Origin of the sequence: Priestia megaterium (assembly GCF_041941685.1) — a bacterium.
Classification (GTDB): domain Bacteria; phylum Bacillota; class Bacilli; order Bacillales; family Bacillaceae_H; genus Priestia; species Priestia megaterium_C.
This window is the reverse complement of the sequence record NZ_CP130958.1, coordinates 2,372,588-2,394,047: the sequence shown is the minus strand read 5'-3', so window position 1 is coordinate 2,394,047 and position 21,460 is coordinate 2,372,588. Positions and strand designations below refer to the sequence as shown.

Annotated in this window: 27 protein-coding genes; 8 read left to right on the top strand and 19 right to left on the bottom strand. The window is 35.5% G+C overall.

Annotation, left to right across the window (positions count from 1 at the left end; all coding sequences use genetic code 11):
- Nucleotides 1-12: 12 nt before the first annotated feature.
- On the bottom strand, nucleotides 13-864 hold the full coding sequence (locus tag Q5794_RS12355; RefSeq protein ID WP_214988582.1) for an STAS domain-containing protein: 852 nt from the start codon (nucleotides 862-864) through the stop codon (nucleotides 13-15).
- 234 nt (nucleotides 865-1,098) lie between these two features.
- Between Q5794_RS12355 and Q5794_RS12350 the strand changes: the two genes are divergently transcribed.
- A complete protein-coding gene (locus Q5794_RS12350) occupies nucleotides 1,099-1,605 on the top strand; it encodes a PCYCGC motif-containing (lipo)protein (protein ID WP_192993066.1) in 507 nt (168 codons plus the stop codon).
- Nucleotides 1,606-1,755: 150 nt separating this feature from the next.
- Here Q5794_RS12350 and Q5794_RS12345 read toward each other — a convergent pair whose 3' ends face one another.
- Nucleotides 1,756-2,733, bottom strand: coding sequence for a ring-cleaving dioxygenase (locus Q5794_RS12345; protein WP_013057008.1), 978 nt, complete (start codon nucleotides 2,731-2,733; stop codon nucleotides 1,756-1,758).
- 246 nt (nucleotides 2,734-2,979) lie between these two features.
- Nucleotides 2,980-3,540, bottom strand: a complete 561-nt coding sequence (locus tag Q5794_RS12340) for a maltose acetyltransferase domain-containing protein (protein WP_374989143.1) — start codon at nucleotides 3,538-3,540, stop codon at nucleotides 2,980-2,982.
- Between the two features lie 235 nt (nucleotides 3,541-3,775).
- On the opposite strand from Q5794_RS12340, the gene Q5794_RS12335 reads away from it, so the two are divergent.
- Nucleotides 3,776-4,132, top strand: a complete 357-nt coding sequence (locus Q5794_RS12335) for a hypothetical protein (protein ID WP_214988579.1) — start codon at nucleotides 3,776-3,778, stop codon at nucleotides 4,130-4,132.
- 7 nt (nucleotides 4,133-4,139) lie between these two features.
- The gene (locus Q5794_RS12330) at nucleotides 4,140-4,673 is read left to right on the top strand and encodes a PIN domain-containing protein (protein WP_215054666.1); all 534 of its coding nucleotides are present in this window, start codon (nucleotides 4,140-4,142) and stop codon (nucleotides 4,671-4,673) included.
- A 369-nt stretch (nucleotides 4,674-5,042) separates the two neighbouring features.
- Here Q5794_RS12330 and Q5794_RS12325 read toward each other — a convergent pair whose 3' ends face one another.
- The 8 genes from Q5794_RS12325 to Q5794_RS12290 all read right to left on the bottom strand — a co-directional run bounded on the left by Q5794_RS12325 (nucleotide 5,043) and on the right by Q5794_RS12290 (nucleotide 9,437).
- The gene (locus Q5794_RS12325) at nucleotides 5,043-5,936 is read right to left on the bottom strand and encodes a helix-turn-helix domain-containing protein (RefSeq protein ID WP_214988576.1); all 894 of its coding nucleotides are present in this window, start codon (nucleotides 5,934-5,936) and stop codon (nucleotides 5,043-5,045) included.
- Nucleotides 5,937-6,079: 143 nt separating this feature from the next.
- Nucleotides 6,080-6,658, bottom strand: a complete 579-nt coding sequence (locus tag Q5794_RS12320; protein ID WP_374989142.1) for a hypothetical protein — start codon at nucleotides 6,656-6,658, stop codon at nucleotides 6,080-6,082.
- A 40-nt stretch (nucleotides 6,659-6,698) separates the two neighbouring features.
- Nucleotides 6,699-6,851, bottom strand: a complete 153-nt coding sequence (locus Q5794_RS12315) for a hypothetical protein (RefSeq protein WP_192993047.1) — start codon at nucleotides 6,849-6,851, stop codon at nucleotides 6,699-6,701.
- Between the two features lie 52 nt (nucleotides 6,852-6,903).
- Entirely contained in the window at nucleotides 6,904-7,068 is a 165-nt protein-coding gene (locus Q5794_RS12310) for a hypothetical protein (RefSeq protein ID WP_164798102.1), read from the bottom strand.
- A 465-nt stretch (nucleotides 7,069-7,533) separates the two neighbouring features.
- Nucleotides 7,534-7,791, bottom strand: a complete 258-nt coding sequence (locus Q5794_RS12305) for a hypothetical protein (RefSeq protein ID WP_192993043.1) — start codon at nucleotides 7,789-7,791, stop codon at nucleotides 7,534-7,536.
- A gap of 652 nt (nucleotides 7,792-8,443) precedes the next feature.
- The gene (locus Q5794_RS12300; protein ID WP_016764066.1) at nucleotides 8,444-8,680 is read right to left on the bottom strand and encodes a hypothetical protein; all 237 of its coding nucleotides are present in this window, start codon (nucleotides 8,678-8,680) and stop codon (nucleotides 8,444-8,446) included.
- Nucleotides 8,681-8,771: 91 nt separating this feature from the next.
- Complete coding sequence (locus Q5794_RS12295; protein WP_170943798.1) at nucleotides 8,772-8,939, bottom strand: hypothetical protein; 168 nt, start codon at nucleotides 8,937-8,939, stop codon at nucleotides 8,772-8,774.
- A gap of 108 nt (nucleotides 8,940-9,047) precedes the next feature.
- The gene (locus tag Q5794_RS12290) at nucleotides 9,048-9,437 is read right to left on the bottom strand and encodes a hypothetical protein (RefSeq protein ID WP_013083109.1); all 390 of its coding nucleotides are present in this window, start codon (nucleotides 9,435-9,437) and stop codon (nucleotides 9,048-9,050) included.
- 237 nt (nucleotides 9,438-9,674) lie between these two features.
- Here Q5794_RS12290 and Q5794_RS12285 point away from each other — a divergent pair, with 237 nt between their 5' ends.
- From Q5794_RS12285 to Q5794_RS12275, 3 genes are all read left to right on the top strand, one after another.
- Complete coding sequence (locus Q5794_RS12285) at nucleotides 9,675-9,920, top strand: hypothetical protein (RefSeq protein WP_013083108.1); 246 nt, start codon at nucleotides 9,675-9,677, stop codon at nucleotides 9,918-9,920.
- A gap of 370 nt (nucleotides 9,921-10,290) precedes the next feature.
- Nucleotides 10,291-10,581 carry a hypothetical protein gene (locus tag Q5794_RS12280; protein WP_374989141.1) on the top strand — a complete coding sequence of 97 codons (291 nt, stop codon included), beginning with the start codon at nucleotides 10,291-10,293 and terminating at the stop codon, nucleotides 10,579-10,581.
- Nucleotides 10,571-11,062, top strand: coding sequence for a hypothetical protein (locus Q5794_RS12275; protein WP_043982406.1), 492 nt, complete (start codon nucleotides 10,571-10,573; stop codon nucleotides 11,060-11,062). The genes Q5794_RS12280 and Q5794_RS12275 overlap by 11 nt, the downstream gene beginning before the upstream one ends.
- 261 nt (nucleotides 11,063-11,323) lie before the next feature.
- Here the strand turns inward: Q5794_RS12275 and Q5794_RS12270 are convergent, their stop codons facing one another.
- The 3 genes from Q5794_RS12270 to Q5794_RS12260 form a co-directional block, all read right to left on the bottom strand.
- Nucleotides 11,324-11,893: a hypothetical protein gene (locus Q5794_RS12270; RefSeq protein ID WP_374989140.1), complete on the bottom strand. Its 570-nt coding sequence runs from the start codon at nucleotides 11,891-11,893 to the stop codon at nucleotides 11,324-11,326.
- 599 nt (nucleotides 11,894-12,492) lie between these two features.
- Nucleotides 12,493-13,758, bottom strand: a complete 1,266-nt coding sequence (locus Q5794_RS12265) for a phage integrase SAM-like domain-containing protein (RefSeq protein WP_374989139.1) — start codon at nucleotides 13,756-13,758, stop codon at nucleotides 12,493-12,495.
- Between the two features lie 373 nt (nucleotides 13,759-14,131).
- Complete coding sequence (locus Q5794_RS12260) at nucleotides 14,132-15,064, bottom strand: alpha/beta hydrolase (RefSeq protein WP_074895752.1); 933 nt, start codon at nucleotides 15,062-15,064, stop codon at nucleotides 14,132-14,134.
- A gap of 200 nt (nucleotides 15,065-15,264) precedes the next feature.
- Between Q5794_RS12260 and Q5794_RS12255 the strand changes: the two genes are divergently transcribed.
- A complete protein-coding gene (locus Q5794_RS12255; protein WP_025752355.1) occupies nucleotides 15,265-15,540 on the top strand; it encodes a hypothetical protein in 276 nt (91 codons plus the stop codon).
- 33 nt (nucleotides 15,541-15,573) lie between these two features.
- Here Q5794_RS12255 and Q5794_RS12250 read toward each other — a convergent pair whose 3' ends face one another.
- The 3 genes from Q5794_RS12250 to Q5794_RS12240 form a co-directional block, all read right to left on the bottom strand.
- Nucleotides 15,574-16,422, bottom strand: a complete 849-nt coding sequence (locus Q5794_RS12250; protein WP_043982400.1) for a YihY/virulence factor BrkB family protein — start codon at nucleotides 16,420-16,422, stop codon at nucleotides 15,574-15,576.
- A gap of 190 nt (nucleotides 16,423-16,612) precedes the next feature.
- The gene (locus tag Q5794_RS12245; protein ID WP_013056997.1) at nucleotides 16,613-16,816 is read right to left on the bottom strand and encodes an alpha/beta-type small acid-soluble spore protein; all 204 of its coding nucleotides are present in this window, start codon (nucleotides 16,814-16,816) and stop codon (nucleotides 16,613-16,615) included.
- Nucleotides 16,817-16,942: 126 nt separating this feature from the next.
- Entirely contained in the window at nucleotides 16,943-17,803 is an 861-nt protein-coding gene (locus Q5794_RS12240) for a dimethylarginine dimethylaminohydrolase family protein (protein WP_195694002.1), read from the bottom strand.
- Nucleotides 17,804-18,010: 207 nt separating this feature from the next.
- On the opposite strand from Q5794_RS12240, the gene Q5794_RS12235 reads away from it, so the two are divergent.
- Nucleotides 18,011-20,182, top strand: a complete 2,172-nt coding sequence (locus Q5794_RS12235) for an MMPL family transporter (RefSeq protein WP_374989138.1) — start codon at nucleotides 18,011-18,013, stop codon at nucleotides 20,180-20,182.
- Nucleotides 20,183-20,227: 45 nt separating this feature from the next.
- On the opposite strand, the gene Q5794_RS12230 is transcribed toward Q5794_RS12235, so the two are convergent.
- Together Q5794_RS12230 and Q5794_RS12225 are read right to left on the bottom strand one after the other, a co-directional pair.
- Nucleotides 20,228-20,527 (bottom strand): YxcD family protein, encoded by a 300-nt coding sequence (locus Q5794_RS12230; protein WP_013056994.1) that lies wholly within the window; start codon nucleotides 20,525-20,527, stop codon nucleotides 20,228-20,230.
- Entirely contained in the window at nucleotides 20,515-20,970 is a 456-nt protein-coding gene (locus Q5794_RS12225; RefSeq protein WP_013056993.1) for a hypothetical protein, read from the bottom strand. The genes Q5794_RS12230 and Q5794_RS12225 overlap by 13 nt, the downstream gene beginning before the upstream one ends.
- Nucleotides 20,971-21,460 lie beyond the last annotated feature (490 nt).

Below are 21,460 nucleotides of genomic sequence, written 5' to 3'. Positions count from 1 at the left end.
CATTTCTATACTTTATTCTTCTTTTTTCTTTACACCAAGCGAAGACAGAGCTTGTTTTAAATGCCCAAACGTTTCAATTTTATTAAAACTAATTCCTACATTAACAGCCGTCTGAGCCATGTCAGGACTCACTCCTGACATAATCGCATGGATGCCTAGCAGCTGCAAAATGTTAATCAAATCAAAAAATTTGTGAGCGACATACGTATCTACATAATTTACACCCGATAAGTCAATGACTAGATGCCTTATATGTTTTTCTGCACACCTTTTTGGAACAACCTCGATAATAGAATCACCTTTGATTTCATCAATAAGCCCTACCAAAGGCAAGACCGCGATGTGATCTACAATTGGAATGACAGGAAAACTCGTTTCGTCGATTAGCTCTTGCTGAAGACTTATTTTTTGCCTTGTGATTTTATAATACTGTTCGGAGAATTCATTAATGAGTTTATCAAATGTTGTATGATAAACTTCACTCCAAGACAGTATATCTTCTTTTGTAATAGATGAATGTATCAGACTATATGTTTTGACATACGTCCAAATAATTTTTCTTGTTTTGCTTAGCGCTTCTACTACCTCGTAAATCGGCGTATCAAATTTAATTCTGCTGTTTACTACTTCCGTCGTCCATTTCACCATACGTTGTTTAAAAATCTCTTGATCGTCAAGAAAGCCGCTCGCAATTGTTTCGATCGTATAAAGATGCTGCTCGCGCAGCTTTTTCTCAACTGAAGCGTCTGCGTCCTTTGAGTAAATCGATCCTTTAATATTACTTCTTTGGCGCAGCCATTCTTCACTGATAGAGGCTGAACTCTCTAAAATATATTCAAAAAGACGTTGATTTTGTTCACTCACTACTGTTTACCCTCCGTTCACTTTCTCCTTCTATCCAATTACTTACAAAACGTACCTTATGATAAATTCATGCTTCATATTTTTTCCTCGTCCATCTCTATCATACACGATAACCGCTTTGCATACTTATAGAGAATTAAATACAAACAAGCAGGTATTTGATTATCTACATAGATAAACTGCCGTGTATGATGCAACTATCATTTATTTTCACATGAAAGGATGTTAATTGTATTGAAAAAATCAATTATTTTGTTGGGGATTCTCGCTACAAGTATTGGATTATCCGCTTGTTCAAACAATACAACAACTTCTTCTGCCACAAACTCTTCTGCACATTCAGGTCATGAACATCACAAAGCTGCAGTTGCTGATATTCGCGAAGAGACTCCGGGAGCAGATGTTTTACCACAGTTTTTGAAGAACCAGTCTAAAGATATGAAACTAGTTTATCTATCCGTTGCTAAAAATCGTGAACTACTTGAAAAAATCCCTTGCTACTGCGGATGTGGCATGGAAGTGAATCACAAAAATAGCTATGACTGCTTTATTTTTAAAAACAAAAGAAATGGAGCAGTTGTCTGGGATGATCATGGAACCAAATGCGGATTGTGTATAGAAATTGCAGCTAAAGCTATGCTCGACTATAACCGAGGCAAATCAATAAAAGATATCCGCAAAGACATCGATGAAAAATATAAAGAAGGCTATGCACAGCCCACTCCTACTCCTTCCTTGTAGAACATTGGCAGTTTTTAAGTAAACATTCGCGACAGGTATATATAAAAGTGGAAAATATCAAAAACACGTTCTTTTTTAGCGTTTTGAAAGCTGATTCATCTTTGAAACAGCAAAAAACACTCAAATAGCTATTTGAGTGTTTTTTGTATACTATTCTTTCACAAACTCTTTTGTACTTCTTACTGTATCAATCGGACGCACGAGCTTCTCAATTTCTGCACGTTTTGGCTCTAAAAACGGAGGCAGTGATAATTTTTCTCCGAGCGTTTCGTAAGGTTCATCTCCCATAAATCCTGGTCCATCTGTCGCAAATTCAAATAAAATTTGTGGGGCTACTCTTGCATACAACGATTCAAAGAAGTGACGATTCACATAACCAGACGTATGGAAACCAAAGCTTGGCATTCGGTTAATCCACTCTTCAAGAGCCTGTCGATTTTCTACGCGAAAAGCAACGTGATGAACCGTTCCAAAACCTTGCTGAGCCTGCGGAAGTTTTTCATTGTGTTCGACTACTACTTGCGCACCGTTTCCTCCTTCTCCCACTTCAAATAGGTGAAGATCTCCTTCTTGAGCAATCTCTTTAAATAAAAGGACTTTTTCCATCATTTCTTTAAAGTAATTAAACTCAGCAATACGAATAAAGATAGGCCCGAGTCCCGTAATAGCGTATTGAAGAGGGACAGGGCCTTTTTGCCAAGGAGTACCTGATTCAACTCCTTGATTTCCTTCATCGGAAATTAACTGATACTGCTGATCATCAAAATCAACAAACGAAAGCGTCTTTTTCCCAAATAGCTCTTGAATCCCCGTATGCTTTACTTCTAAGCGATCAAAGCGCTTTACCCAATAGTCTAAAGCCTCATCATTTGGAACGCGGAAAGATGTTTTTGAAATTTCATTTGTTCCGTGAAAACCTTTTGGAATGCCAGGAAAATCAAAAAAAGTCATGTCCGTTCCGGCGCTGCCTTTATCATCTGCAAAAAACAAATGATACGTTTGAATATCATCTTGATTGACCGTTTTTTTAACTAAGCGCATGCCTAACACATATGTGAAAAATTCATAATTCTTTTCTGCACTGCTTGTAATAGCCGTTACGTGGTGTATTCCTTTTAAGTGGTTCATTCTACATTCCTCCGGATAAATCGTCTAGTTTATCATTCATCATTTATCTTTAATTTAAATATCTTTAATTAAAGATAATATACCATGATTAATTTTCCTTTGTCAATAAAGTATGGATGATCTCGGAAGGAAATATGTATATTTTTACATTTAACCAAAACATTATAAATGAGGACGAGCCAAATCGGCAATAAAACATCGTATAAACAAAGAGCTTTTGAATTGTAAAAGCTCTTTGTTTATTCTTTAATTTTCAATATGCTTGATTATAACTGCAGGATTGCCTCCGACTACCACGTTATCAGGAACATTTTTTGTCACAACGGCACCCGAAGCAATTACCGCATTGTTGCCTATTTTCACTCCAGGATTAATAACGGCTCTTCCCCCAATCCAGACGTTATTTCCTATTTCTACGCGTTTTCCAAACTCAGCTCCTGAAATTCTTTCAAGAGCATGCAAAGGATGAATTGCTGTATAGATATGTACACCTGGTGCAAGAAAACAATTATCTCCTATTCTTATTTCACATACATCTAAAAGTACGCAATCAAAGTTAGCATAAAAATTTTCTCCAACATGAATGTTAGAACCGTAGTCACAGCGGAAAGTAGGCTCTATGCAAACAGAATTCCCCGTAGACCCAAACAGTTCTTTTAATAAGTTTGTACGTATTTCTTCTTCCGTTTCTGTTGTTTGGTTATAAAGCCTTGTTAATCTTCGAGCGTTTTCACGTTCTTTCATTAATTGCGGATCAGCGGAAAGATATAATTCTCCATCCAGCATTTTTTGTTTTTCTGTTTTCATTTTGCATCCCCTTTTTTGTAGTTCCTTCTCTAACCTATACTGATTTATTCTCTTACACGATATCATGTTTTTAAAGCTTTGTCCGGTATTCGCTGAGATTATCACCCACCAGTCAAACATTAGTTAATTTAATAACTCCCGGAAGCTAATTTTTTAATCTTTTTATATAAAAGGAATAGTAAGAGAAAACTTCATCACATATACTATATAAATTTATATAAAAGGCAGGGATATCATGAAAGCACAGCGCTTGGTAGATGACCAAAAAGGAACATACAGCAAGGAGGTTCAGAAGCACTTTAAACTAAAAATAAATGGAAAAATTTACACCCAACCCTCACCACAATCACCTTCCTCACCCCCTATACAGAAGAAAAATCTTAAATACAAACCTCAAAATAAAGTTCTACGCACGTATGATAAAAAAGATAAAACATTAAATGATACACAAGAAAAGCTCATAAAATCTGCAAAAACTAGATTAACTAAATATGAAAAGCTTCTATTAAGCAATCAGCTTTCAGAATCTGGGGCTCTTTACTCGCCTTTTGGGTTAGAAGAACTGGTACGAATGGCTAGTAGAGAGGAGTGAACGATTTGTGTTGGGTGAAAAAGTAATCATTGATACAAACATTTGGGCTTCACATGCGCTTAATTATCCAGAAGTTGTGGAATATATTAATGAACTTATTTCAAATAATGCGGAATTTTTAATGCCTACCGTTGTACAAATGGAACTTCTGTCGCATTGGGAAGTAGAAACAAATCCTCAAGTCAAAGCAGTAAAAAATCATTATATTTACGATATGACAGATAAAATTGTAGACGTTACAAGTGAAATTGCACAGCTAGCGGCTCAAATTCGCAGAAAAGCCAAAATAGAATCCAATAAAAAAATTAAAGGCCCGGATGCGATGATTGCCGCATCTGCTTTTATACATAATGCGAAACTGATTTCCAACAATAATAAAGATTTTGCTTGGATTACATTTAATTTCAGCTACCGAGGTCAACCATTATCTTATGTAAATCCTATTAAAGACACGATTGCTTACGCTTCTTTTATTAAAAGCTTTGAACTTCCCAACCTTCCCGATGCTGATAACTTACCAGAAAACGAGAAGGAAAGCTAATTTGTTTTTATTTTCAAAATACTCCTTGTCTCCCGCCTTTTTCAAATTAAAAATTTGATGGGTACATACTCCAATTCTTTCTATAATGAATACAGTAAAAAGCATAAAAACTTAGGCGGTGAAAAGAGTGAATTATCAATATTACCCGGAACAACCTTTAGAAGAATATCAACATGGCTATGATTATTATTCGAATCCCCATGAAACTGACGAAAGATTCCCTTATGGTTATTATCCATACCCTCGCCCTCGTCCATTTTATCCTTACCCTTATCCTCGTCCTATTTTTTACCATCCCCCTTACTTTTACCCTCGTCCTCGTCCATTTTACCCACACCCAGTGTATTGGAGATAAAAAAAGAAGAGCTATCAGCTCTTCTTTTTTATTTCTTGATATTTAGACATCTCTTCTTTAATAATGGTCACAAACGCTTCATTTTGCTCAATTTCAAAAACAGTAATAGCTTTTTCTAGGTAGGCTATTCCTTCTTTAAGCTCACCAAGCTGACAGAGTGCTTCTCCAATTTGATAGTGCAGTTCTCCTAATAAATAAAGCGTCTCATGCTGAATACACAGCTCAAGTCCTGCTTGTGCATATTTAACCGACTTTTCATAACGTTCCATTTGCAAAAGCGCACGCGATAATCCATATAAAATTCGAATTTTGACAAGAGGATCTTTTAACTTAGGAAGCAGAGCAATATGCTGCAATCCTTCCATAAACGTACTGAACGCTTTTTTTAAATGACCTTCTTCTTCATAAATAATGGCAATACTATTTAAAATAGCAATCTCTTTTTCTGAATAAAACTGTTCGCTCGTACGCGTGAACGCAATAGCTTTTTCCAATTTACGAAGCGCTTGTTCAAATTTATTTCCAATATAATAATCACATATGGCTTCGTGCCATAGGAAAAATTGTGCGTGAAAAGGATCTTGAAACATAGGATTATCTTTTTCTTTGTTCACCATATGTAACACGGTTTCATAATCGCGTTTTCGTATATAATGCCTAATGGTCGATTTAATTTCTTTTGAATAATCGTTTGGCGTTAGCTCTCCTGCTTCAAAGAAATAATTCATCGGAACCCCTAAGCGTTTCGATAAATGATAGAGAACTTCACTGCTTGCATGAATTTCACCTTGTTCAAATCGATGTAGCTCTTCTTCTGTACAAATTCCTTCTGATAACTCGACAGTTGTCATTTCCGCAATCTTTCGCAGATCTTGAATCAGCTGACCTACTTGTTTTTTATCATTCAAAAAATCACCTTACTTAATGTCAATAAACCCTGTCAAAACAACGTTCCATGATATAATTATAAGTATATTGTACATTTAGATAGTTTTTTTATCAATAGAATAAAGAAAAATATTCCAATTATTTTTTTCAAATTATAATTAAATTATTTCAAACAACCTCCAGCCTCATCTTTAGACATATCACCCCTTTGCACAGCAGTCATTACTTGATCACAGTAATATGAAGTTTTACTGTATCCTTCCTCATCAATCTCTTTTCGAATTTGCTCTTTTGCTTCATCAGAAAAATTAGCATCTTGTTCTGCGATTATTTGTTTTTCGTATTCTTCTTGCTCTTTAGCCAATTTTTCTTCCTCTTCTTGATTTAACTGTTCCTCGATCTCAGCCTCTTCAGCCCATGTTTCAGCTTGATTTGCTTCATAATTATCGATTGTTTCTTGACTAACTGGAGCTTCCGCTTCTTCTTTTGCTGTTTGCTGTGCTAATTCCTTAGCCTTTCTTTCTTCTTCAACTTTTGTAGCGTACGCACGTAAATCTTTCTGTTCATCTTGAATTTGTAGAGATTCAGATTTCTTATTTAATTCTCTTTCATTAGTCTTTTTTTCTGGCTTTACAGCAGTTTCTTTCTTAGAAGTCTCAGCGTTCTTCCCTTCCCCTTGGTCACATGCTCCCATAGTTAAACTCAAAGACAACAAAATGCTACCAACTAACAACTTTTTCACAACATTCTCCCCTTAACTTTTCTCTGTATAGAGTGTTACATTAAACTGATAAACTAATTTGACTAATTAATTTTTCTAATTCAATGATTAATTCTTTAGGGCTGCAACTATTGTTCATTACGTTATTACATATCTTTAGAAGCTCAAGTTTAATTTCTATGCTAATTTCCTCAGATTTCAATTGTTCATTCACAACACACAGCTCCTTTAATAAGAAAATAATACCATATAAAAGGTTATTTTTGTTATAATTTCAATTGTTTTTCTTCTTTGTTTTTCGATAATTTTCTTTTGGAATCATCCCCATTCTCTGCATCTTTTTCTTTATAATTAATGTAATCCACCATCATACTTTCTATAACTTTTAATAATTCTTTTCCTTTCTCTTCTGTAGATGAGCATTCTCTCATAGATTCTCTTACCTTCTTAATCTTCGTGTATTTCTTACCATCTACTCCAAAGTGAATCTTATGATGATGTGCTTTACAAACACTTTATAAGTTACTAATAAATAAACGTTTACTCTAATCCTCTTTCATTTCCATAAGGTGATAACAGGAGTAAGCCTGCCTCCTTCAAGACAGACTTCACATAAAGGATTTAACCTCTTCTTCCTATTGCGTAATTTAATCCATAGGCTACTAGAATAACAGGCTTGCTCTTGCTCTTTCTTATCTACTCTCTGTTCCTTGTACTCTTTATGAGTATCTTTTTTGCACTTGTCACAATATGTATCATAAGCTAATTGACGACATTTCTCTGTGTTACATATCTTAGGTGACTTTTTAGGCATGTTGTTTAGCTACCTTTTTTACCCTTTATTATTTAGCACATATTTTAATTTCCATACTATAGACATAATAAGAAGCCACTCATCAGAGTGACTTAGCATTAGATTTATTCTTTACTTCTTCAGGTACATAATCTAAAAGTGTAGATATTATCATATTAAAATACCATGGAGTAAGGTTATTTCCAGCACTTTCTTTCAATTCATTTCGTAGCTTTTCACCCCATACAGGGTATCTGTCATTACTTTTTGCTTCTTCTAACATATGATCTACAACATTTAATACCTTATAATACTCATTTTCTTTTGCACTAATATAATAATTCTTCTGTTCATAATTCATAACTCCACCTCCTTTTAGTTACCTATGATTTTCCCTGTTTTAACCAAATTAGACTTGTTAACTCCCTAAAATAAAAAGCCGACCTTATGACCGACTTTCCTTACTGAACTAAATATCATCTCTTCCAGGCACTTTAAATACTGCTTTAATTTTGTATATATCTTTCTTACCTTTTAAGGCAGTAACCCTTGTAATCAGTTCAATAGTAACCCCTGAAACTAAAAGGTATGGCAGGTCCTGAAATAGGCGTCTGTCCCCCACCCAAAAATTTTGGAGCTTTAGCAGGATACCCTAGTGGATAATTCCCCCACCAACTTTCAACTTCACCACTAGAATTCAGTACATATCCAGTAGGACGCCCAAAGGAAGGCATGAAATAAGGATAGAAAGCATAGTTAAAAGGAGTATAAAAATTAGAATAGAACATTTAATCACCTACTTTGTTCCAGCATGTAAAAAAAATCCTTCATTAAGGTATGAGAGCTTTTCTTTTATTGTGAATCATCATTTTCAACAACTTTTTATTATTTGCACAAAATAAAAAACACCCAAGCTATGGGTGCTTTTTATACACTTAACATGTTAAAGGAGAAAACGATTCGTCAGCAAAAGAAGTACTGACCATTAATATTATGCTCGAATGTGAATTTACCTATACTGTGCGGTTCTCATTTTTTATTATAAAGCTTGCTAGTCCAATATCAAGAACTGTTCTTTCATGAGATTGTATGTCCCATAATTGTTGATGGTAATCTGGTATATATACACTTCCGTCATATTGAGCTTTAATAACACGTCGGAAATTCTCACTTGAGCATTGCACAATGTAGGACTTTACGCCATTTTCCTCTACAACATTTAGTACTTTAAAATCAAATTGAATTTTCATTCTCTAACCACCGGCTTTCTACCTAATAATTTCTACAAAAAGTGTAATAATCCTTCTCTATATATTACTAAAAGAATATTTTTAGCTGTCATTAATCAATATAACTTTTAGCTGCTCCATACGAAAAACCATAAACTCCAACTAACCATAATCTCATTTCATGCCTTTGCTCATCAGTTAACTCTATGTCCGTATCTTCTGGAACGTCTTCATATTCAATATTTCCCTCTAACAACTGTTCGAAGAGTACTTGATTCATTAATATTAGCTCCATTCTTAATAATGATTTTATGTTTCAGCATATTAACTTCTACAAAATAAAAAGCCACTCTAAATGAGTGACTTAAACTTATAAAAATATTAACTTTCACCTCAGCTCTACAAGTAAATAACTTAGTGCCCTATCTAATGCTTCAGGTATAGTTTCAACCTCTTCAATCAACTTTGAACCAGTTTTTAGTTGATAAGTTAAACCTGTATCGAAAATTTTAATTCCACCAGCAACTTGATTGTTAGATTTTAAAACTTTACTCAAACTCAATATAGAGCCTTGAACTTTTAAAAAAACTGAACAATCTGGAAATGAAATTTTATTTTCCTCTTTAATAAATTCAACTTCTGGTTGTTGGTTTTCATTTAATTTTACATTTAACATGTCAATAAAAGAATCAATGACACTTTGAACCGATAACAATTCGAAATGTTTTCCTGAAACTTTAGAAACATAAGCATCCATCCAGTTTTTACTTTTCCCCATTAATATTCCCACCTTTTGTGTAGACTATTTTATTCTACAAAAGGCTAGTTATTCTCAATTTTTTAAATATTAATCAATTTTCAAGATTCTTTCCGACATAGGTAAATCTGAATTCAATTTATGAAGTTATAACAATAATAACCTCGCCTATTTCTCTAGCCCGTCTATACATAATTGACAAGCTAAACATATGTTAGTATATATTCTATTTCTTCATCAATGAAAGGATGAGAACGTGTGGTAGCTAAAATCAATTCACTTACGATTGGTAACATTTCTGGAGGAACTTTTATTTTTGGAAATGTAAATCAAGTGTGTCCCGTTACAAGTACAGAATCCAATTCACAAACAGGTTTGGGATCAAATGCAAGTCCTAATTCAAGTTCAGTAACAGGCTCTCAAAACACTTCTTCTCAACAGTCACCTAGTTCAACACCTACTCAGACGCCTACTTTAGGAAGTGGAAATACAAATACACTTTGAAAAGCATCTCTACGTATAAGGATGCTTTTTATTACAACATTTAATTTACATACACTTTTGATAGAATGTAAACTAATAATTGATATATTCAAAAGTAACTTGATAAGCTTCATTCTTGGTTAAACCTTGTAAACTCATTAAATACTCAACCAACATTACTCGTTAATTACTAGCTAAAGGTTCATCATCTCCTTCACTAATACGTAATATTTCTTCATCACTGAGTTCTCCATCTAATATTTTCTGATAAAATTCATCGATTATTATACAACCAACCTTTCTAGACATTATTAAAAGTAGATACTATGTTCTAATTTCACAATGAACTTAATATCATTTATTGTATTTAAGACAACGGGAGATGATACTGATGAGCAAATTTGATATTGAAACCTTAAAAAAGATTCGTGATGATTTACAAGAAATTCACTCTACTGCTATTTCTAATTATCATGACTATCCAGAACTTATGGATACAATTGATCATTTAGCAAGAGTTGCTAACATGTTCGCAAATGATAAAATTGAGAACCTTGTGAATAATAACTTGCGTGCTGACCCACAAGGTTACATTGTGTCAAAATTATCGTCTGCTTCTTCACGTATGAAAAATTATCAAAAAGGCATCGGCAAGCGTGAAGTAGGTTCTTATGAAAATTGAATACACAGGCTGGAGATTTTATGATGACTATACAGAAATTTATGGTAGAAACTACTTAATTCATCATGCTGGCTCAATGTTGGTGCCAGTTTCAAGAATAAAAGGCTTGACTCATGATAATGTTTTGTCTGTAGAAAAGTTAAATCGTCTTCTTAAATCGATTGAGAATCACGGATATGTAACAACTAGTTCCTCTCATATGGATATTAATCTAACATTATTTCCAAACGGTGATTTCTGCGTTAGCAATGGAGGTAATCATAGACCATATTTAGCAAAGAAGCTAGGTATAACTATTATTAGAGCCGTTGTGGATGTGTGCATTCCACTTAATCTTTTGACAGATGAACAAATTCAATATTTTGAGTCTATAGGTTCTTACGATTTACCTAATAGCCCAGAATTAAAAGATGTAGCATATGCCCTAGAACTAATGCCTAGCCAACAACTTGCTAAACAAACTATAATTCATATTCAATAAGCACCTAATAGGTGCTTATTTTTTATTAGCTAAAATAATAAATATACTGACGAATATATCAGAATCCTTTAATTTATATCGTTCAGAAAGTCATAAGTTTTAGACAGAGATAAACCGTTTTAAAATGTATACTTATATGGGCTATTTTAAGTAGTTAGTGCTCATAAAAGCAACAATGTTATCCCCATGATACAAGCGAGCTCTTTGATACAATAAGGGAGTTCGCTTATATTTTTAGTTATTGTGGAACAACTATAGCTTTTAGCCCATACCAGGGAATCCACCCATACCAGGGAATCCACCCATACCAGGGAATCCACCCATACCAGGGAATCCGCCCATACCAGGTGATCCGCCCATACCAGGGAATCCACCCATACCAGGTGATCCACCCATACCAGGGAATCCACCCATACCAGGGAATCCACCCATACCAGGGAATCCACCCATACCAGGGAATCCACCCATACCAGGGAATCCGCCCATACCAGGGAATCCACCCATACCAGGTGATCCGCCCATACCAGGGAATCCACCCATACCAGGTGATCCGCCCATACCAGGGAATCCACCCATACCAGGTGATCCGCCCATACCAGGGAATCCACCCATACCAGGTGATCCGCCCATACCAGGGAATCCACCCATACCAGGTGATCCGCCCATACCAGGGAATCCGCCCATACCAGGTGATCCGCCCATACCAGGGAATCCACCCATACCAGGTGATCCGCCTATACCAGGGAATCCACCCATACCAGGTGATCCGCCCATGCCAGGTGATCCACCCATGCCTCCATGTCTATCAAAACTTTGTCTTGTGCTATCCATATTATCTCTCCTTCAAATAGGTTACAGTCTAGACTATGTAGAAACAGTAATAAGGCATAGACATATACCTATTCCCCCAAAAAAATAATGAAATTCCCAAAAATTTATTACTTATATTTATTAGATAACGTATTGGATTAAAGAATAACAATATCATAATTGCTAAATATTTATATACCCCACACTTTTAACGCCTTCATCACATCATCATTTTCACCTGGTGGTCAATTGTTTCGGTAATATTGAGCAGCAAGTGACACAACACTTACTGTTCTTTTTTATTTAAGTTATTTAAATAAATAATTTGTCGTCATTTCATCACAATAAATAAGTTCAACCTAAATTAACCTTGAAAGACTAACTTAAGTTGAACTTATTAAGATATAAAAGCACCTTCGAAAGGATGCTCTTTTTTTCGCAAAATAATTTCGTAAGAGTACAAATCGCTATATCTTCGTTCTAAATCACCGAATTGAATAGTACTATTTAGTTCTTTACCTTTTTGGATTAATTCAAGCTTCTTCTTTCCTACCTACCTCTATTTTTGATAGCAGAGCATCTATTTTAATATTAACTTGACTATTAATAAATAATTGTAATTATTTATTAATTCTTTTCCCTTCAGTTTTTTCTTTTTCGTAGACTGTGTCCCTAAGGTCATCAAACTTCTCAACTAAATCTGCTCTTCCTAATTTTATTAAAGAATTATACCACTCTTCAATAGAAATTAATTTTATGTCTTCATTTCCATGGTTGAATTTATGACCTCTTAAATATAATAGCCAAAGTTCTCTACATTCTTTTCTAGCTGTATACTTTTTTACTGTATCGTCTGTGAAATAAGCAAATGGGGATAATTTAGCATCAATCCAAATATCTTCATTTATAATAAAGTCGGGTCTAACATTGTCTATCCATTTATTATAAGAAACCTCATTGAATAAAAGCTCAATAGCTTCTTTTGCTAATTCTTCAAACTGCAGCCCATAAGACCACAATTCCTTGCCTAAATGCTTCATATTAGCAAATTTATCCTCCATATTATATTTCACAAAAAATTCTTTAAGCCCACCATGTGTTTTAATAATCCAATCTCTCATTCTAGTTAATTTATAAGTAACAAAGTCGGCCGAAATAAGCACTTGCCCCTTTTCTTTTAGCATTTCATTTATTTTTTCTAAAACAAGTTCATCTGAATATATAGTGTTATTAATCTCAACGTAATCTTGCAAATCAAAGGTATTTAAAAACTCTTCAAAACTTCCATGTTGGTTATAAATATATGCATAAGCCCCCTCATATTTGCCCTTTATTATTTCTGGGTTAAATACACCACCATTTAATATGAATTGTTCTTTAATCAATCGATAGCATAGAGCATCATTCCAGTTATATTGAGCGTAATAACTCTTATTAAAGGCATTAAAAATTCGCTTTATTTCATCTACCGTCAATGTTTCAACCTTATGTTTTTGGAACTTTACATTTCTAATTTCATTAAAGACATTCTCTGATAAAACTCCCTCACGTTTTAAGATATTAAAAGCAGCACGTGTCTTTTGAAGGTAGTTATTAACGCTAGATGCCTTTACTCCTTTTCGAGCAACCTGCTTAAAGCGGCTACTTGTATCAGACTTTTCATGAAGCAACCAATTAATAAAATCTCTCGCATCATCCAAGGTAATATCAGAAACCTGTTTGCTGGTTTCGAAGAATGTAATTAAATCGTTAAAAATGAAATTGTATTGATTTAAAGTAGATTGAGCCATGCCTTCTAAAGTTTTAATCTTAATAATTTTCTCTTTAGCTTGTTTAAGATTTATTTGAGTTACTTTTGCTCCCTTTCTTATTCGCTTTGCACACAAAAAAGGCAACCCCCTTTGAATATGGAAGTTGCCTTAACAGTTCAGGTAGTTTTTTTATTATAGACAATTTTTAGCCTTCATGACTATTTACCTACCCTCTAAAAACCTTATTATATCAACGTTTAGTAAGGATTTCGCAGATCTTGAACCAGCTGACCTACTTGTTTTTTATCATTCGAAAAATCACCTTACTTAATGTCAATAAATGTTTTTATCCTACTTTTCTACTATACTCCAAACAAAATGACTTTAAAAGAGATAATGGGCTATTTTTTGAAACTCTTGTCAATCTTTTCTCCCTATCAATAAAGAAAAACAGCACATCAATGTGCTGTTTTTCTCAAGTTTGTATGATTTATGACACTATATATCCTTAAATAGAATCAAATACTTGACGCAGTTGAGCTGCGCTTTTATTGATCGCCTGCTGAGCGAGTGGGACAAATTCATGAAACCCTAAAAATCCGTGAATCATCGTTTCATAATTTTCATAGGTGACGGGAACACCGTGATTTTTTAATGCGTCCGCGTAGTCTTTTCCGCTATCTCTTAGAGGATCATACTGTGCTGTAATAATGGTAGCGCTCGGTAGACTCGATAAATCTTCTAGTAATACCGGAGCGTTATAGGGATGCTGTTCTTCTTCTTTATTGTTTAAGTAGTGAAGACGAAACCAATCCATAAGATCTTTTGAAAGAAAATATCCTTCCCCATTTTCTTTCATAGAGGCAGGGTGCTGATTTTTAAATCCTACAGATGGATAAATAAGCAGCTGATGAACAATAGACGGACCCTGCCTTTCTTTTGCTAAAATGCTCACAACCGCAGCAAGGTTGCCACCGGCACTGTCGCCACCGACGGCAATTTTATTTGAATTGATATTTAATTGAGACGCATGAGCTGAAATCCAATCCAGGGCGTCATAGGCATCGTTTACTGCAGCGGGAAATTTATCTTCGGGAGCAAGACGATAATCAACAGAGACCACAATACAGTTTGCTTCATTTGCATACGACCTGCATATAGAGTCATGAGTATCCAGGCTTCCTAATACCCAGCCTCCTCCGTGGTAGTAAACAAGAGCGGGAAATGGCCCTGTTCCTTCAGGTTCATACACTCGTATAGTGAGCGTACGTTCATTTAATTCAATTTCTTTATTATATACTTTTTTAACTGCTTCTTTGGAAGGAGTTAAAGACATCTTTTCCATTTCTCTCAGCTGCGGGGGTGTAACGTCCTCTAAAGAAGGACGGGGCATTTCATTATATTGATTTAGAAATATTTGAATATGCGGATCTAACGGCATTCTTCTTCTCTCTCCTTTCAAGGTAACTCTATATGTAATGATGAATGAAATTTCAGAAAAAATCCAATATATTGTCTTCTCAGCAGACTTTTGTTTGTTTTAATTAAAAATGGGTATAACAATTAAATAAAGAGGATGATATTCGTATATATTTTATTCTCACCTATATAAATATAAATACGTACAAAGGAGGCACACCGATGATTATTGTTTATATAAGCTTAGCTGTTGTTTTGGCATCACTTGCGTATCTTATTTACGCAGGCGTATCATTTAATAAAAAAATCAAACCAACTGTGAACTCTGTAAATGCCACTTCTCAACATCTTCAAAACGAAACTGATCATATCAAAGAAAAAACAAATCATTTAAAAGTAACACAAGCAGCGATTAAAACGGATGTACAGTACAAAAAAGATTCGGTCAAATATACAGCCAACTCATTTAAACAGCTTGTTAATAGCTTTAAACGTTAAAAAAGGAAACCTCTATAAAGGTTTCCTTTTTTATTACATCGCCTGAGACGTATCTTTAGGAGGCGCAGCCGTTTTGTTTCGGTGGTAAATAGCGTTAATCTCTCCTCCAATAACGAGAATTAACCCCGTTAAAAATAGCCAAAGCATCAGAACAATCACGCCTCCTAAGCTTCCATAAGTAGCAGAATAATTGCCAAAGTTGCTTACGTAAAATGAGAACCCTAACGATGTCAGCTGCCATAACAGCGTAGCAGCGAGCGCTCCGGGCCATACATGAGCAAAAGGAAACGTTTTGTTTGGAGCTAATCTGTATAATACGGATAAAACAAGTACCATAATGCCGACACCGATAATCCAGCGCAGAATATTTAAAACCACTGTTGTACCTGAAGGAAGAGAAAACCATTCGCTTATCCAATTTAACAAAACCCCTCCGAACACTGGTAAAAGAAGCGATACAACAATTGTTACAATTAATCCAATTGTTAAAAGAATGGACAAGCCTCTTACTTTAATAAACGAGCGCTGTTCTTTCACGTCGTAGGCTTGGTTCATTGCACGGATAAAGGCGTTCATACCGTTTGAAGCAGACCAAATGGTTCCTAAAATCCCTACAGTCAGTAACCCGCCGTTTGGTTGGCTTACAAATTGAGCTACGTTATCTTTAAAGATTGCAGCTGTTTCTCCCGGCATAACGCTTTGAAGGACATCGATTGCCTCTTCCGGTTTAATAGATAGATACGGAACGATGGATATCAGTAAAATAAGCATAGGGAATAATGATAGCATATAATAATAGGCTTGCTCAGCCGCTAGTCCCGTTGCTTGGTCTTCTTGAATTTCTTTACCAAGACTTTTTCCAAATGATAATAGCTTTTTCATGATAAACCTCTACTTTCTCTTTTTTTTGTTCTTTTCCCATTTTATGCACCTTTCAACCTTGAAAGTGGAGAATTTCAAGCGAAATCTCAAATCAAACGACCAAGAGAAAGTAGAATGATGTTTCCTACAAAAAAAAAGTTCCAGCTCAAAAGAGCCAGAACTTTTCATCAGAGTATTTATGTAGAGCAGACTAGCGAATGTGTCCTTGTGCACCACTTAATTGCTGTTGCGCCATTGCAACAAGATGCTTCGTCATTTCTCCACCAACGGAACCATTTGCACGAGCCGTTTGCTCAGCTCCAAGCTGAACGTTAAGTCTTCCCGCGATTTCCGTTTTTAACTGATCAAGAAGCTGTTCAGCACCTTGAACTAAAATAGGATTACGATTTGCCATGTTTATCACTCCTTTCCTTCAACAGCTTATATAGGTTAATGTTCCTTTCACTTGAAATTTTATACAACATCCTTCAAAAAAAAGATCCCTGGCTATCGCCGAGATCTTTTTTCTTTTTAAGCTTTTCTACACTCGTTCAAGAGGCATTGTGCAGCAGCGGAAAGAACCGCCGGACTTAATAATTTCAGATATATCAACTTCAATTACTTTATAGCCTCGTTTCCTTAACTCTTCATTCACTTCTGTATTCATTGGCAGGCTGATCACCCGTTGATTACCGATTGATAATACATTGGTTCCCATCGTAAACTGCTCTTCTTTTGTTACTTCAATTAAGTCATATTTCATACGAAGTAAATTTAATTCTTTCTCATGTAAAGCTGGTGAAAATACAAGCGCTTCTGTAGGTGATAAAATATTTAACACACAATCAAGATGAAGATAAGACCGATCAATAGGAATCGGAACAACCTCATACGCCGGAAGCAGCTCTTGGATATGCTCCACGCCTTCTTTACTTGTACGGTCGCTGAGCGCAATAAAAATAGCTTGTCCATCAATCAGCACATCTCCACCTTCAATGGGATGGTCCGGTACCTGATGGAAAGGAATACCTTGCTGCTGCAGCCACTCTGCTAGCACTTGTTCTTCTCCACTTCGAATTTCGCTGCCCATTTTCGTGACAATAACGGTGTCTCCGAGCGTATAGCCAATATCCCGCGTAAATACTTGTTCTGGAAATGGCTCTTGAGCAGATAGCCCGATGACCTCCACTCCTTCTTTTTGAAGGCATTCGACAAATTGACGGTGCTGCTTTGAAGCCAAGCTCTCATCAATATTTTCGTCCGCATAATGCTTTTGTGTTTCATTAATAATTTCTTCAATTTTCATATATGTAGGCGGGCAAACAATCACACGTTTTAATGTATCATATTCATTTTTACACCCATAACTATTCGTCATTTTAGCTGGCTGTTTCATTTGCATCTTTTTAAATCCCCCTTCGTGCATTTATGTACAGTGTTCCCTAAATCTCCTGAAACATAAACACGATTTTACTGAGGAAACACCCCTGCGCATCTATCTAAAAAGCTTTTTCAGGCAAGAAAAACAAAAAAACACAATACTTCTTCTAATTACAATAACTGTTAGTATAAAATAGTCTAGTAACTGTACAAAAAATTGGAGGTTAATATGAATAAAGTAGCGAACGCATTATATGCGGGCAGAAAAATTTTATTAATACTGTGGATCATCCTAATTGTCGGATTTGGCTTTTATGCGGCTAAGCTTCCTTCTGTGCTGGGAGGAAACGGATTTGAAATGAAAGGAATGTATAAAGATACCGAGCAGCTTTTAGTTAATAAATTTGATGTTAGCGAAGCTCAGATCATCGTTTTGTTTGAAAAAAAAGACGGAGTTTCTGACTCGAAATTCCAGCAAACGATCGCTCAGTATATGCAAAAAGCAAAGGACAAATCAGACGCGTCGAAAGTTGACATACCAACGGCTTCTAACAAGATGATAAAAGGAAGCACAGCGTATGGAATTATCCACTTTAATCACGATGATGGAACGATGGATAAACGAGTGGAAAAGATCAGAACTCTTTCAGCCGAAGAAAAAGAAGTTAGTGTAAAATTAACTGGTGGTCCTATTATTGAAAAAGATATGAATACAGCAAGCCAAGCAGATTTAGCAAAAGCAGAAGCTATTGGCATTCCTGTTGCTTTAGTTGTGCTTCTTCTAGCTTTTGGCGGCGTGGTAGCCGCTGCAATCCCTCTGATGATAGGAATTGTAACCGTCGTTACCACCATGGGTGTTGTCTATTTCTTTCATCCCTACACAGAGCTGTCCATCTTCATTTTAAACGTGGTTCCAATGATTGGATTAGCTCTTAGTATTGACTTTGCCCTTTTATTTATTAATCGCTTTAAAGAAGAAATCCAAACAAAATCAGTAGAACAAGCAATCAAAATTACCATTCAAACAGCAGGACGCTCGGTCATCTTCTCAGGATTATGCGTATTTATTGGATTAGCGGGAATGCTGTTTATTCAAGTGGATATTTTTCAAAACGTCGCTCTTGGAGGAATGGCTGTTGTTTTTATTGCTGTGTTTTCAGCTCTTACGCTGCTTCCTTCCATACTGGCTATATTAGGTACACGCATTAATCGTTTACGCATCTTAAAAGTCAGTGAACAAGGCGGTCAGTCTAGGTGGCGTTCATTCGCTACATTTGTTATGAAAAAGCCTGTAACTATGACTATTGTTTCTCTTATCATTCTGTTAGTAGCACTTATTCCCGTTCGAGACATGCATCTAGAAATACCGTCTTCAGAAGCGCTGCCAACAAAATACGAGTCTCGTCAAGCTTTTGACACGTATAACGATACGTTTATAAATAAAAACACGGCAGACGTTTATTTTGTGCTAGAAGCTAAGCAAGATATGCTGAATGAAAAGCCTTTAACAAATGCCTTTACTTTTATAAAACAATTAAAAGAAGATTCGTTAGTTAAGCAAGTCGATTCTATTTCTACCGCTTTAAATGTAAAATCGAGTGATCAGCTTCAAGCTATGCTGGAAAACCCACAGATAAGTGCGCAGACAAAGCCAGCTGTAGATTCGTTCATTAACGGACATTATATGCTTATAAAAGCTACGCTAGATACAGACCAAAATTCAGATGAAGCAAAAGATTTTGTTCGAAAATGGAAAGACAAACGTTCACCTTTCACCGTTCATATTGGCGGCTATCCAAAATTTGAACAAGAAATATTCGATGAAATTTATGAAAAAGCTCCATATGGTTTGGCTCTTGTTTTATTTTCAACGTATGTCATTTTAATGATTGCTTTTCGTTCTGTCCTCATTCCTTTAAAGGCTATCATTATGAATATTTTAAGCTTAACAGCTACGTTTGGTTTACTTGTATGGCTGTTTCAAAATGGCCATTTAGGTCTTACCCAATCTAATATTGCTTTAGTGCTGCCGGTCTTTGTTTTCGGCCTTGTATTTGGGCTCAGCATGGACTACGAAGTCTTTTTGATTTCGCGCATCCACGAAGTGTATCATCAAACCCACGATAATAATGTGGCAACGGTAGAAGGCTTAGCTTCCACTAGCAAAATTATTACGAGCGCTGCTTTAATTATGATTGTGATTACAGGAGCCTTTGCTTTTACAGATGTAACGCCTGTTAAACAAATGGGTGTAGGAATTGCTTTAGCTATATTTATCGATGCAACGATTGTCAGAATGCTTCTTGTCCCTTCTCTTATGAAATTGCTCGGAGATGCCAACTGGTGGTTTTTCACTAAAAAACGCGATAAGTCCAGTTCCAATGAACAGTTAAAATCATAATAAAAAACCCCGCTCACTTGAGCGGGTTTTGCATTGAAGATTTCTTTATCGACTTAATTTTGCAAAAGCGATAATGCCTTCTTCATCGTCTAATTCCAGTTCTAGTCCTGCTGCGTATGGGTCTACGTTCATTTCCGTATCCAGCCAAAAGCGCAGCGCTTCAATAATGTTCAAAGTAATATGAACCTGCTTACGATCATGCACGTATGACTCTGCTGAAAAACCGTAGTCATCATCATACATTAGCTCAATCTCTACTTCTTGAGGCTGAACTTGTTTTTTTTCTGCGATATATAGGCACATCGCATTGATAATATCTTGTTCAGAAATTTTTATTGTCTCCAAGATTTCACTTCCTCATTTTTACGCTTGTTGCTACGTACGCTTTGGAATAACTTTACTACAAGAAGGATTAAAGCTACAATCACAAGCATGTTTACCATAAAGCCTAAAATTGGGCCTAATGGTCCTAAGCTAGATAGTAAGCTTCCGAATAATAAGCCCGCAATTCCTCCCATTAAAAGACCTTTCATTAAGCCGCCGCGCTTTGAGCTAGCCGCTGTACTTTTAGATGATGAGTTTTTAGACGTATTGTTTTGCTTAACCGAATTACTGTTATTGTTTTTAAATAAGCTTGATTGGTTATTGCTTCCGCTGTCAAAAGAGCGCTTTCCTGATTTATACCCTTTTGCGCTTGCTACGTTTGAACCGTCATGAATAAGTGATCCACCAACTGGTGAAAACACAACCGCTAATGCGATAAATGCGGCCAATAATTTTTTTACCATTGCTTTCCCTCCACTAAATGACTAACGTCACATATGTTTTTTCATATATGATTTCCATATATGTTCCTACGTTTTATCATACCAAAAGGTTTCACTTTTTTATATAAAAATGCATCAAGCTCCATCAAATGTTCACAGGATCAAACTTTTGCACGTATTTCGTGCTTATATAACATCATTTAGATATAAATCAAAGACATTCATAAAACTAACAAAGGTCCTTCATCTTCATTAAATACAGCTTATTTTACACTTTCCTAAAAATATTATCTAAAGTAACTGTTGTAGAGTTCTTTGGTTTTTCCACTTCTTTAATAATGTCTTTATAGGCTACCTTTGCCTTTATTACTAATTAAAGGATATAGGTGCTTATAGGACGAATACCATACAGGAAACAGCGCCTCAAACATATAGTACAATGCATTAAAAATTGGCTCTGAAAGCTTCTAATGCTGTACGTTTGCAGTTAATTGATGGTCAATGCTTCACG

Excerpts from the sequence above, each read along its gene's own strand:
- Q5794_RS12300 (WP_016764066.1), bottom strand. The coding sequence starts at position 8,680 with ATGAAAATTCAATTTGATTTTAAAGTACTAAATGTTGTAGAGGAAAAT.
- Q5794_RS12250 (WP_043982400.1), bottom strand. The coding sequence starts at position 16,422 with ATGAAAAAGCTATTATCATTTGGAAAAAGTCTTGGTAAAGAAATTCAA.
- Q5794_RS12275 (WP_043982406.1), top strand. The coding sequence starts at position 10,571 with ATGAAAATTGAATACACAGGCTGGAGATTTTATGATGACTATACAGAA.
- Q5794_RS12290 (WP_013083109.1), bottom strand. The coding sequence starts at position 9,437 with ATGGGGAAAAGTAAAAACTGGATGGATGCTTATGTTTCTAAAGTTTCA.
- Q5794_RS12335 (WP_214988579.1), top strand. The coding sequence starts at position 3,776 with ATGAAAGCACAGCGCTTGGTAGATGACCAAAAAGGAACATACAGCAAG.
- Q5794_RS12305 (WP_192993043.1), bottom strand. The coding sequence starts at position 7,791 with ATGAATTATGAACAGAAGAATTATTATATTAGTGCAAAAGAAAATGAG.
- Q5794_RS12280 (WP_374989141.1), top strand. The coding sequence starts at position 10,291 with ATGAGCAAATTTGATATTGAAACCTTAAAAAAGATTCGTGATGATTTA.
- Q5794_RS12270 (WP_374989140.1), bottom strand. The coding sequence starts at position 11,893 with ATGGATAGCACAAGACAAAGTTTTGATAGACATGGAGGCATGGGTGGA.
- Q5794_RS12310 (WP_164798102.1), bottom strand. The coding sequence starts at position 7,068 with ATGAGAGAATGCTCATCTACAGAAGAGAAAGGAAAAGAATTATTAAAA.
- Q5794_RS12235 (WP_374989138.1), top strand. The coding sequence starts at position 18,011 with ATGAATAAAGTAGCGAACGCATTATATGCGGGCAGAAAAATTTTATTA.
- Q5794_RS12295 (WP_170943798.1), bottom strand. The coding sequence starts at position 8,939 with ATGAATCAAGTACTCTTCGAACAGTTGTTAGAGGGAAATATTGAATAT.
- Q5794_RS12240 (WP_195694002.1), bottom strand. The coding sequence starts at position 17,803 with ATGCAAATGAAACAGCCAGCTAAAATGACGAATAGTTATGGGTGTAAA.
- Q5794_RS12340 (WP_374989143.1), bottom strand. The coding sequence starts at position 3,540 with ATGAAAACAGAAAAACAAAAAATGCTGGATGGAGAATTATATCTTTCC.
- Q5794_RS12345 (WP_013057008.1), bottom strand. The coding sequence starts at position 2,733 with ATGAACCACTTAAAAGGAATACACCACGTAACGGCTATTACAAGCAGT.
- Q5794_RS12245 (WP_013056997.1), bottom strand. The coding sequence starts at position 16,816 with ATGGCAAATCGTAATCCTATTTTAGTTCAAGGTGCTGAACAGCTTCTT.
- Q5794_RS12260 (WP_074895752.1), bottom strand. The coding sequence starts at position 15,064 with ATGCCGTTAGATCCGCATATTCAAATATTTCTAAATCAATATAATGAA.
- Q5794_RS12255 (WP_025752355.1), top strand. The coding sequence starts at position 15,265 with ATGATTATTGTTTATATAAGCTTAGCTGTTGTTTTGGCATCACTTGCG.
- Q5794_RS12225 (WP_013056993.1), bottom strand. The coding sequence starts at position 20,970 with ATGGTAAAAAAATTATTGGCCGCATTTATCGCATTAGCGGTTGTGTTT.